Source organism: Terrimonas pollutisoli (genome assembly GCF_029360765.1).
GTDB classification, from domain to species: Bacteria; Bacteroidota; Bacteroidia; order Chitinophagales; family Chitinophagaceae; genus Terrimonas_B; species Terrimonas_B pollutisoli.
Map to the genome: position 1 here is coordinate 447501 of NZ_JARKNA010000004.1, position 12887 is coordinate 460387.

Consider the following 12887-nt stretch of genomic DNA (forward strand, 5'->3'; position numbering starts at 1 on the left):
CCATGAAGTTGTTATGTCGTTTGGTTGTTTTTGTTAGCTTTCTTTTTCTTTCTTTTAAAACCATTGCCCAGCGTGGAATTAAATGGACGCCGGATGGAACATCTTATTACGCTAATGAAAAAGGTGTTTTAGTTAAATATCAATTACCATCATTTGCACGAATGGAGCTAATACAACCGGCCCAGTTGACTCCGGCGGGTATGGATAAACCTTTACCGGTTCGTGATTTTTTCTTCAGTAATGATGGTAAGACAGTCTTGATCTATACTAATTCAAAGCGGGTGTGGCGACAGGATACCCGGGGTGATTACTGGATATTGAATACAGCCACCAATGAATTAAAACAATTGGGAAAAGATAAACCGGCGTCTTCATTGATGTTTGCAAAAATATCACCCGACGGAAAAAATGTTGCCTATGTAAGCGGGCATAATCTTTATGTAGAAGAGATAGCTTCTGGTAAAATTACTGCACTGACAATAGATGGAACGGCCCGGATGATCAATGGCACTTTCGACTGGGTGTACGAGGAGGAATTTAATTGCCGCGATGGCTTTCGCTGGAGCCCCGATAGCAAGAGCATTGCTTACTGGCAGATCGATGCGACAAAGATTAAAAATTTCCTGCTCATCAATAACACAGACTCACTTTATTCTTTTACCATTCCTGTCGAGTATCCAAAGGTAGGAGAAGATCCTTCTGCCTGTAAAGTAGGGGTGGTATCGCTGGCTTCGAAGCAAACTACCTGGATGAATGTGCCCGGTGATCCCCGGCAACATTATATTCCCGCCATGGAGTGGAGCGGCAATGCCGTGATGCTGCAGCAACTGAACCGGAAGCAGAATGAAACCAACGTTTTTTTATGTGACCCTGTCACCGGTGAATCAAAAATGATCTACACCGAAAAAAATAATTCGTGGATAGATGTAGAACCTACACAGGATAATGGCTGGCGATGGATCAATGGCGGCAAAGAGTTTTTATGGATATCCGAAAAAGATGGCTGGAGACATTTGTATCGGATCAGCGCTGATGGAGAAAAGGAAACTGTGATCACCAAAGGTGATTATGATATGATCAGCCTGAGAGCGATAGATGAGAAAGGCGGCTTTGCTTATTTCCTTGCATCACCCGCCAATGCCACGCAACAATATTTATACAGGACTTCACTAAACGGAAAAGGTAAATTGGAATTGCTATCACCGGCTGATCAGCAGGGAACGCACAATTATACCTTATCACCAAATGGGCAGTTTGCCAACCATAATTTTTCCAATCATAAAAATCAGCGGGTGGCTGAATGGGTAAGCTTTCCCGGTCATAAGACGATAAAAGAAACAACCCGTACGATGGAAACCAGTGGTGATGTGGAAATGATAAAGGTCACCACGGAGGATAATATTACACTGGATGGCTGGGTGATAAAGCCGAAAGATTTTGACAGTACAAAAAAATACCCCGTACTTTTTTATGTGTATACAGAGCCTGCCGGAGCAACGGTGAAAGATGCAGCTGGCAGTGCAGGCACTCCGCTGTATGCCGGCGATATCGCTGCCGATGGGTATATACAAATAAGTCTCGATGGCCGAGGTACGCCTGTACCAAAAGGAACGGCATGGCGCAAAGCTATTTACCAGAATATCGGCATCATGAACACCCGGGACCAGGCAATGGCTGCCAAAAAAATATTACAATGGCCTTTTGTTGATACCAGCCGGATAGCAGTGCATGGCTGGAGCGGCGGCGGTTCTACAACACTCAATCTGCTGTTCCAGTATCCGGATATTTATAAAACGGGGATTGCTATTGCATCGGTGCCTAATCAATTGCTGTATGATAATATCTACCAGGAACGCTATATGGGTTTGCCACAGGAAAATAAAGAGCCATTCATCCAGGGATCACCGATAACACATGCGAAAAATTTGCGGGGACATTTATTATTGGTGCATGGCACCGGTGATGATAATGTACATTACCAGGGTGCTGAAATGCTGATCAATGAGCTGGTAAAAAATGGCAAGCAATTTCAATTGATGGTGTATCCCAACCGGACGCATGGTATTAGTGAGGGCCCCGGTACTTCGGCGCATTTATCACAATTGTTTACAAAGTATTTACAAACATATTGTCCGGGTGGTGGGAGATGAGCTACGTGTTTGTCATGGTGAAAAAATCGTTTCCAATTTTTATGAATAATTCATTTTAAAATTATCAAATCCTGTTAGGCTCTTTCTAAAAAAGGGTTCTAAGCCCCTCTCTCCTGAGCTCTGAGCTTGTCGAAGAGTCGAAGGATGGAGAGGGGTTGGGGTGAGATCTAAAACTCAATTATGTTCAGTAAAGAAACTTATATTCAAAGAAGACAGCGATTAAAAAAAGATGTTGGTAGTGGCGTCATATTATTGTTGGGCAATGAGGACACGGGCATGAACTATAAAGACAATTGTTATCCCTTCAGGCAGGATAGTAGTTTTTTATATTTTATCGGCTTGGACAAGCCCTCACTGGCTGCAGTGATTAATATTGACGAGGACAACGAAATCGTTTTTGGGGATGATCCCACCATTGATGATATCGTATGGATGGGAACACAGCCAACTGTGAAGGAACTGGCTGCTCCAACCGGCATTACAACCGTCATGCCAGCAAAGGAGTTGAAGACTATTATTCAAAAAGCAATAACAGGTGGACAAAACATTCATTTCCTGCCGCCGTATCGTTCCGAAAATTTTATAAAAATCAATGAGCTTATCAATATTCCCCTTGATGCGATAAAAGAAAAAGCCTCTGTTGCCCTTATCAAAGCTGTAGTAGCACAGCGGGCTATCAAATCAACTGAAGAAGTAGCAGAAATAAACAAGGCCGTCAACACCAGCAACGAAATGCATCTGGCAGCTATTCGCCATACAAAGGAAGGACTAACCGAAATGCAGGTAGCGGGGATTGTACAGGGCATTGCGATAGCTGCAGGCGGAAACATTTCTTATCCAATCATCTATACTGTCGATGGGCAAACTTTACACAATCATCCTACCTCAAGAGTTTTGAAAAAAGGGGAGCTGGTGTTGTGTGATGCAGGAGCGGAAACAGCAATGCATTATGCCGGTGACCTTACCCGTACATTTCCTGTTGACAAGAAATTTACGCCGGTGCAAAAGGAAGTGTATGATATTGTGTTGAAGGCTGAAGAGGCCGCGGCCAAAGCGTTGGCGCCGGGTAAGTTTTTTAAGGATATTCATTTTTTAGCCGCTGAGCACCTGGTGGATGGTTTGAAGCAAATGGGACTGATGAAAGGCGATGCGAAAGAAGCGGTGCAGCAGAGCGCCCATGCATTATTCTTTCCCTGTGGGCTCGGCCATATGATGGGGCTTGATGTGCATGATATGGAAGATCTCGGTGAACAATACGTAGGTTATACGGATGACCTGAAAAAAAGTACTCTCTTTGGTTTAAAATCATTGCGGTTGGGCAGGGCATTGGAGCCGGGCTTTGTATTAACCGTTGAGCCGGGTATTTATTTCATTCCCGAATTGATCGATCTATGGGAAGGACAAAAAAAGTTTACTGATTTTATTAATTACGAAAAACTGGCACCGTTCCGCAATTTTGGCGGCGCCAGGGTAGAAGAGAATTTTCTAATCACGGAAAAAGGAACGCAATTATTAGGCGAGCCATTGATAAAAACAACTGAGGAGATAGAAACACTGCTGGCGGAATAATTGGATATCTTAGCTCCTGCGAGTAATGAACTCTGCATCCCCTCCGTCGGAGGGGCAAAAGCATTTTCGCATAAAAAAATTTCGATAGGGGAGGGTTTTGGCGATGCGAAAATTATCGTCTTTATTTCTGCGGTTTATAGGCTTTCAGTTTAGGTATCCACCTGGGAACATTTTTTTTATACACCAGATATTCCTCGCCAAATCGCTTGTATAGATCGGGTTCTTCTATCAAAATAAAGTAGATGGTGTTGAACGCAAAAAAGATCAATGCTTCAATCAATATATTGGTGGAGTTCAGTAACAATGTTTCTCCCAATAAAATGAAAAAGACGCCGGATATCATGGGGTTCCGGCAATATCGATAAGGCCCGGCGATGACAAGCTTTTGCGTTGGTGTCCACGGGGCTAGAGTGCCTTTCCCGATTGTTTTAAAAAGATAAACGGTCCTCAGAAATAAGATCAGGCCGCAAACGAACAGGATAATGCCTATGACCTTCAAAAAAATAGTTGCGTTAAATAGCGCCTGGTGTTTGTCATAAATTAACCAGGGAATGATAACTGTCACCGTAAAAGGCAGTATAAGAATATCACGAATATGTTTTATGATTGACGGGTCTTGCATGTTGGATTCTGCTCGTGAATGTATTGAATTATATATTTTATTGAAGAAGGCGCACTCGTTTGTTCAGTAGGTTAGAAACATCAACTGCGGCGTAAAAAAACTAACTACAGGAGACCGTTGTAAAAAAGCATAAAAAATCCGTTGAAGTGTATCTATTGACAGACCGCTATACTGACTTAGAGTCTTAAAAGTTTGCCATTTTTATACCCATTTTTTGAACCAGTCGAACCGGATTTTCCAATCGTTGATTACGCAACTTTTACATTTAAACCGTTGCCTGGCGACTTGTTTTCTCCATCGAATAACGCCGCCCTGTTGTAAGACAGCGACGTTTTTTAGAACTTTTTATTGGTAAAAAAAAGCTAGTGAAACCAGTTTCACTAAGCTTTCTTCAAACTCTTATTTGGCGTAAGGTACAGCCGGCTCTACCAACTAATTTTCAGTAAAATGCTATTATTTTTTTAGAATCATTCGTTGCATATATTCTTTATTCTGCTGGTTATATATCCTAAGTATGTAAAGACCGGCAGCGAGTCTTCCCATATTCAGGCTGGTGTTGCGGGCAAATTGTTTTTTCCCCAACACCTCCTTCCCGGTGAGGTCAACGATTGTCAGCATAAACAAAGTTGGGTTACCCTGATAACTGATGAATAGTTCATCTTTGACCGGATTGGGGCCTATTTGCATTTTTGTATCAAGATCCGGCGAGTTGATTGCAGTATACACGAAATTAAAAGGATCGGATGCCGGGCTTGTACAACCATTGGTATTGGTTGTGACAGTATATAGCCCTGAACTGGAAGGCTCATATACAGCGCCTGTAGCTCCTGCAATCGCAGTATCATTCAGATACCATGTGTTTCCAGCACTACTGGAAGAAGTCAAACTGTTGCCAACCTGCGTTATCGTTGGTACGGGCGACTGCGGACTAACCACCACTGGTTGTGTAGCGGTAGTTGATCCGCAGGCGTTTGTTGCTGTCACGATATAATTTCCTGCTGTATTTACGGTTATACTATTTCCACTAGCCCCGGTATTCCATGTATAGATACAACTGCTGCAATTCACGAGCGATGCTGTTAAGATAGCGTTTCCGGGCGGGCAAATGGTAGCGGAAGGAGTTGCCACAATAGTGGGAACGCTTGGTAAGGTTAAACCTGTTGTTACATTGATTCCAATCCTTAGAGCGTTATTATTTTCATTGGGCTCATTTACCTGGTTAGCGCCATCAGCAACTACAAAAAGAAAATAAGATTCGGGAGAGACACAGGGCATAGTCAGCGATTGATTGATCGTTCCCGAATTTGCACCTGCTCCAGGCCCTGTAACAACGTCGTAATAATTCAATAAAGAATCTCCATTTGTACCCGGCGTAAGAATCGTGTCTGCCGACAGGTAAAAATAAATCTTATGTGCACTGGCATTGGCGGCACCCGAGTTGTTTTCAATGAAACTGGTGGTGAATACCGAACCGGTGGATACACTGTTTGCACTAACTGTCTGTTCACTTATGGTAAGCTCTGCCGAAGGAATTCCCGTTACCAATGTAGCCAGCGAATCAGTAACAGTGAATTCAGAAAAAGATCGCTGGTTAGTAATAGTTATCGTCCTGTTGTTTCTGTCAACAACATTAGGATGAATTTCCTGCCAGCTTCCTGTAACATCTGATTCCCGTTTATTGACAATCATTGTCGCTTCATCGCTTATCTTTCCTAACATAGATGAGTCGTAGTATAATGTTAGATCGTAACTATATCCACTGCCACCTGTGGCTGGCAGATCAAGATAGCTGCTCCAAGTCCGTGCATTGGCGATGGTGTTGCCATTGGTGAGATCATTTGGCCAGGTACCGGTGTAAAGCCGAGCATTGCCAAGATCGGGCAGGGTCCCTTGTGAGTCCCATTGAATGGTAGCGATTATTCGGCCATTGAAGCTAAGCGTATCCGTTCCACCAGGCGCATGCCGGCCATAAACATATACGGCGGGGGGGGTGGTGTTTGTATTGAATTCATGGCTGCCGATATCCACGGATCCATTGTCAACGCTTACAGAACGTATTCCGGTTTGCTTAAAATCGGCGTCAATATCATTTAATGGGATTCCTTTTCCATTAACATACCAACAGAAATTGTTGGCGGTATTGATATCCAGGTTTCCCTTTGGAGGATCAACAAAAAGTGTGGAGACTGACAATACACTCTTTGGAGTGATATAGCCGTTTCTATCCGAACCAGTGATTGATCTCCAACCAGCCATTGAAAGAATATTATTTCCCCAAAGAAAAGCACTGCTGGTATCGGTTGTTACAAATAAATTATAGTCTGAAGTTTGCTGCGACCACACCGAGGATGGGCTAACCACTTTGACCGCAACAGCTCCGTGCTGTGCCGAGCCACCAGTACGCTCATTGATGATGAGATTATTTTTGAATCGCTTTGTCACACCAATGCCTTCATTATGAAAGCCGAATGACGAAGTAGTGCCTGACACCTGCGAACCACCGAGTACTATCGTATTGTAGTCAATGGATTTATCGTTTTCTGTATTGATGGTAGATTTATCATAAATACCGTACAGTTTCACTGGATTTGGATACAGGCCGTTTGTCAGCCTGATTTGGTTATTCTCAACTTTCCAGCTTCCATTTTGAGACAAATGGAAACCAGTTATTGTACCATTGATACTGTTCGGCATCGTAATGTTATAAACCCGGTTTTTCCGCATAATACCGCCGCCGTTGTGGGCAGAAGATGTTTGGAAACCGGTTACCTTCACCGCGCCGCTGTGAGTGGCGGAGAGATTAAAGACCTCGTTCTGTTCGACGAGATTATTTTTAACAGGCGTACCCACGTATATCCCGGTAAGTGCATCGTTTCCAATTATTGACGTAGCAACAGTAATATCCCTCACGATATTATTCCGGATAATTACAGCGGAGTCGGCGAATGCAAATATGCCCTTGGTTGATGCATAGAAAACGGTAGCGTTGGTACAGGTAATACCTGCAACCAGGTTGCCGGATATTGTACTCCTGCGGCCGCTTCCGTAGATTAAATATATGTTGGATGCAGCCAGCTCCATGCTTTGCCGGTTCGTGCTATCGCCAATTGTGTTATCGAGAACCGAAAACCGTCCATAAGCCTGGATGGGGAAGAAATTGGCTGCATTTACGTGGGTAGTTTGAATATTTTGAATGGTATTTCGTTGGATATAACAATCGTTGTTGGAGTTGCCTTGCGCATCAATAAGCATGAAATTCTGAAATGCGCCATCATGTATCCATGGCTTTCCCTTACAAAACGGCTGCGATCCACCAAAGTAATTATCATTGATTTCGCTCATGGACATAGCAAAGGTGTATATACCATGATAAAATGTGGAATGATGTGCGTTAAGGTCGTTCCAGTAGAAATGATTGGAGTCGATGCGTATGGTTTCACCAATTGGGTTGAGGCGTATACCCGCATTTTCCATATTGACAAAATGATTGGCATGTATGGACAGTCTTATTGGAGTACTGGTTCTATCAGCGGAAATGCCGATAGTGGGCTTGCCGGAATTACCCTCAATATTGCTGAAAATATTATTGCTGATTACAAGGTCCTTTTTAGTTCCTTTGGCAAGCGTAAGAATACCCCGCTCATGATCGTATTTACCCATATTGTTTTGGAATTGCGAATTACGGATTTGCACGCTATCGGTACCACTTATCAATGCCAGTGTCGATTTTGCATTGGCGGGGTCGGAATGTGCATTGATAAAGCGCAGCCATCTTCCACTGCCATTAAAACTACCGTCTATTGTTAGGTTATCGTAACTATCCACGCGGATCATTTCCGTGTTGAGATCCGCATTGTTCCTGATCACAAATAGGGAATCGTGAGAAGGGACAATCGTCACATTTACGCCACGTTTATTTATGGTACTGTCCAATGCCCATTTCCCATTTTCATTTAAATGCGAAATGATCCGTATCGTCAGGTTACCGGCTTTTATAGAATCTCTTTTCAATCCTTCAAATACGCCGCCATCAGCGGTAAGAGATGTATACCGCTGGTTGACGCCAACATTCACAACGGAAGGAATGATATAGCCGCCTGATCTGATCCGGTATGTATAGGGTTTCAGTGGCGCAGACACTTGTTGACTGACGGTTGTATGCACCGCACCTTGGGCCGGACTAACGGAAAGATTAAAGCCCGAGTTGAACGTCGTATCCTGGGCCACGAAATAATATTGAATGCTGTCCGAGCCATTGTGCGTAACGTTCACCAACTGGTGATCGATATAAAACCGCCAGTTGCCGTCTTTCGCCGTACCACTCACAAGAGTTCCATAACTGAACTGCCATGGCGAAGTGGATGGATAGCTTTTACGATACCATATGGTCGGTCTTTCGTTACCGGTTACATTCAATCCCTTCAGCGCATCGGTAATAGAAATGCTGATATAACGGCTTGTTGTATCAGTCGCATCCGGCAAAGGAACAACAGTGATGTTCGGTGGATCGAGGTCAAGTGGCAAATAGTTACCGGCGTCGGCGCCAATATCCACAGGTGAATTATTTGCCCTTACATCGCCATCGAAATCGAAAGTTGTACTGTATGATCCAAAAGAAGTACCCCGGCGCTCAGCAGGTGTAGTACCTGTAACATGCAAATCCAGCAAACGTGTGGGACCATCGGGTAATACAAAATTTGGCTGCACTAATACGGAATGAACATCTTTGCCCTTATCCTTCCATTGCTGAAAATTCAGATTTCTTGGATAAGCTGTGCTAAAGATTGTATTCGTTCCCTGGTAGCAAACATTGTAATCCGAATAACTATCATGGGAACTTGAGGCGGTTGAGAATATGGAATTGATGCCGCTCGTTGAAGTACGGACATTCACCAGTATATTATTCACAAAGCTCGATGATCCGTAATAAGAAACACATTCCGATGAACCTTCGCCATGACCTGCAATATAAATTGTATTGTGTACAACACGGTTATTGGTAGTATATGTATTTGAATATCCGGTAGAAGGCCATTTACTTGTAGCATTCCCGGCAGAATCAATACCCAGCCTGATCATATTATTGGTAATAACCGAGCGATCGTCGTCCATGCTTAGCGCTTTTCCGGTTCCGTCAATAAAATTGGCGTTGATGGTGTTATTACAATCTCTCGAAAAAATAGAAACAGGACCACCGGATATCATACTGCTGTCTTCCATATGTAGTATCTTATTCCTTTCTATCAGTACTCCGGAACGTGCCGCATAAATTCCTGCAACAGAAAAGTAGGCGCCGGAAACACTTTCCAAAGACTTAATGTAGCTGATGGTATTACCAGTAATTTTTCCGTTAATAGTAGGATCAAAATGCTCGTCGAATACTTTTGAAATGCCGATAACCGCATTTTTAGCAACAATATTTGTAATGAGGTTATCAGTGATCGTGGCTCTTCCCCAGGAATAAATAGCTGTCATCATTCCGGAGCCTTTATGTATGATCTTATAATCCTGTTGAACAGTACCCAGTATATTTTTGTTGATCAGTACCGTATTTCCCGAGTTGGTCTCTAAAAGCCGTAAACTTAAGATATCTGTATTAGTACCGACAACTGATGTGCGGATATGCACCATGGTGTTAGTTTGAATAGAACCAACGGCGACACCAACAGTTCTCACTATAGTAGTTTCAACTGTGTAAGGATATGCGGGATTATAGGTATACGAGATACTGTCAGCAGGATTAAGATCGCCAAATTGATTTTCTTCTATGGTAAAATCAATGGTTGCTCCTGAACTGCCAAATTTTCCTACACGAATAAGATCAATATAGGAAGAGATTGGCTGTGTGGTAGCTGCAACTATTTTTAGACGTTTAAACCGATTGTTCTTGATCGTAGCACTGGCGTTTGTTCCAATTCCATTAAAAAACCAGGAAGCATTCCATATTAATACATTGCCGCCGCAGTTCGGACTGCTTCCACCGAAATAGTTTCCGGTGATCTGGTTTTTCATCGAATTATCGTTGGTGCTTATGTTGATAAATCCTGAACTATCAGTTGCTGCAACAGGGAGGGTAGCATAAAAACTGTTATCATTGATTATCCAGCCTTTTCCATCGATGTCAAGGGCATAACGCCGGAAATTGTAGAGGCGGCAACGCGATACAGTGTTATTATAATTCGGAGCCCCGTTACTGATTACAGATCTGATGAGTTGGACAGGTAAAGAAAAAGAGGCACCCCTGTCATGCAGTTCACAATTTTCAATGTTGTTCGAATAACTTCCGCCTCCACTTTTGCCTTCAACCGTGACCGGGCTCACCGTGGAAAAGTTGGTACTGGATTTAAATTCTATATATCTTATCCTGTTTTGCCAGCCGTTTACAATCCTGATCAATTCACCTGCGCCCTCTAGGGTGAGTGCTACTGGCCCTGTTCCCGCTGCTCTTCCTTCCAGGATAATATTTTTTGAACTATCAATAAGAAATACAGGTGTTGCGGAATTATTTATAATATTAAAATTGGCACCTGCCGCAGGTTGAAGAGTAAGGGTATAATCTTTTTCGTGACAGGGAGCAAGAGATTTAAAACTAACAGGCAAGCTCTCCGATGCGAAACTGAATGAAGGAACCAATTCCCATGTTATGTTACCAACCATTCCCCATAGCGCAAGTGAATCTTGTGCAGCCCTGATGCTGCTAAAATTTCCACCAGGCCCGATTTTATAAATGCCGGCCATCGAACAACGGGTGCTGTCTGTCAACACTAACTTGATATCCGTGTTGCCCTCGGTGAAAGGAATAACCTTCCAGTAGTATCGCGTATTTGTTTGAAGATCCTTGGCATCGTAAGTATTGGCATTTGGCGGAAGTGTAGTCAGCAGTTGATAATTGTTGGAATCGGAAACCGAACGGTAGATCATCCAGCCGAAGTTATTAGTAATGTTATCCGTCCAGTTGAGCTTCATGGATTTTGCAAGCACACGGGTCACGGAGCTGGCTGTAACACTTCCGTTGCAGGTGACCGGCGTCATGGATATTTTTCTGCGTACACCCTCTGTTGTCGAATGTAAGCCGGCAATGATACCTGGTGTAGCGGAACTAACCAGTGATTGGGTGGCAAATTCTTCGGCAGCCACACGGGTTGCACTAAATGAACTAAGGCTGCTGATAGCAAGAAAGCTATTATCGGTATTACCCGAAGAGAAGCCGATGGAAGCCGTAACGGTTGTGCTCCCATTACCAATTGTCATCTTGCCATACACGTATTCAATCTCACCAGTGCTCTCGTAGATCCTTGCCTGGAATACGGCATCAGCGGGATTAACTGCCGTTGTGGAGGTTGAGCTGACCACGCTATTCCATTGTACTACCAGGCAACGGTGTGGATAGCTACCACTGATTGTTGATTGTATGGTAGGCCCGGTTCGGGCAGTTCGCTGGTCACCGGAAAAAGCTGCCAGTAACGGAGCATCGTTAAAAGAATCGGGTGGATAACTGATAGCACGGGTGAGGTCATTGACTCCTCCCAGTATATAGGAAGGTGAGCCCGCGACAGCAAGCCCGATCTGGCCATAACCTCCTACCACAAAATGGGTATAAAGCTTTCCCATAAAAATGAGGTCGAAACCTATCGGTAGCACGGTCGAATTGGTACTTACAATATTATTCGCGATGAGGTTGGGCGAATTGGAAAAATTAATGGAGTTCCCATTCTTATCAGCCAATAGAGTAGCCGATGTATTGGTGCTGACGCTATAGTTCGCAGATGTCTGCGAATGGAGGGAAACATTGAAGTAACAGGATACGATTATAACAAGCAGAGGGCGGCTATGGTGAAATCTCATGAATTTACAATGGTGGTGACGAGAATTTACGATGGTGGTGACGAGGCTAAGATAGCAAAAGCGTTTTGTTTGTACTAGTCAGGTAATGGGTAAATAATTTTTAAAATTCTTAGAAGGCTGCGCCGCAAGAATTACCTTAATTGTTACTTAAGCTGTTATAAAAATAAATTTAATTGCAATTTGGGGTGTATATTACTGGGAGAGCTTTAATTAATTCAAGTTGCTAGTTTACCACACGAAAAAAAACTCAATTATTAATGCTCACAGAGAATGGATTATATGGATTTATTGTATTGTAGATGATATTTTATAAAGGATCAGACATTTTTAGGATCGCCATCGCAAGGTGAGCGACAGTGAAACAATAACAACGGCGACAATATCCGCTTTTTAAAGGGGGTTCTGCTAAAACCGGGCAATGTTTATTCTTGCCTTTTCACAAATCAACTCCTCCAAAATTTTGACTTACTGTTATGCTTAGCTATATTGGCGACCAGAAATTTGATTGTGATCGGGCAGTCAAACCTTATCATTTACTAAAACTAACTAACTCAAGTTGCTAGTTAATATGTCAAAAAAACTATTTGGTCAACGCAATAGGCTGTTTGGTGTATAAAAAAAGAAGTGAGCATTAATAAAAGATAATTTTGAGTTACCACACGCAAAACTCGATTATCAATGCTCACAGAAGATAAAATTAT

4 protein-coding genes are annotated in these 12887 nt (G+C 43.0%); 2 read left to right on the plus strand and 2 right to left on the minus strand.

Translation table 11 applies throughout. The annotated features are described in order from the left end of the window. The first annotated feature begins 2 nt into the window (after positions 1-2). Entirely contained in the window at positions 3-2150 is a 2148-nt protein-coding gene (locus tag P2W73_RS10465; protein ID WP_276501979.1) for a S9 family peptidase, read from the plus strand. 180 nt (positions 2151-2330) lie between these two features. Further along, entirely contained in the window at positions 2331-3719 is a 1389-nt protein-coding gene (locus P2W73_RS10470) for an aminopeptidase P family protein (protein WP_276501980.1), read from the plus strand. Positions 3720-3840: 121 nt separating this feature from the next. On the opposite strand, the gene P2W73_RS10475 is transcribed toward P2W73_RS10470, so the two are convergent. After that, positions 3841-4341: a methyltransferase family protein gene (locus P2W73_RS10475; RefSeq protein WP_276501981.1), complete on the minus strand. Its 501-nt coding sequence runs from the start codon at positions 4339-4341 to the stop codon at positions 3841-3843. A gap of 453 nt (positions 4342-4794) precedes the next feature. Further along, positions 4795-12186: an NIDO-like domain-containing protein gene (locus tag P2W73_RS10480; protein ID WP_276501982.1), complete on the minus strand. Its 7392-nt coding sequence runs from the start codon at positions 12184-12186 to the stop codon at positions 4795-4797. Between the last annotated feature and the right edge of the window lie 701 nt (positions 12187-12887).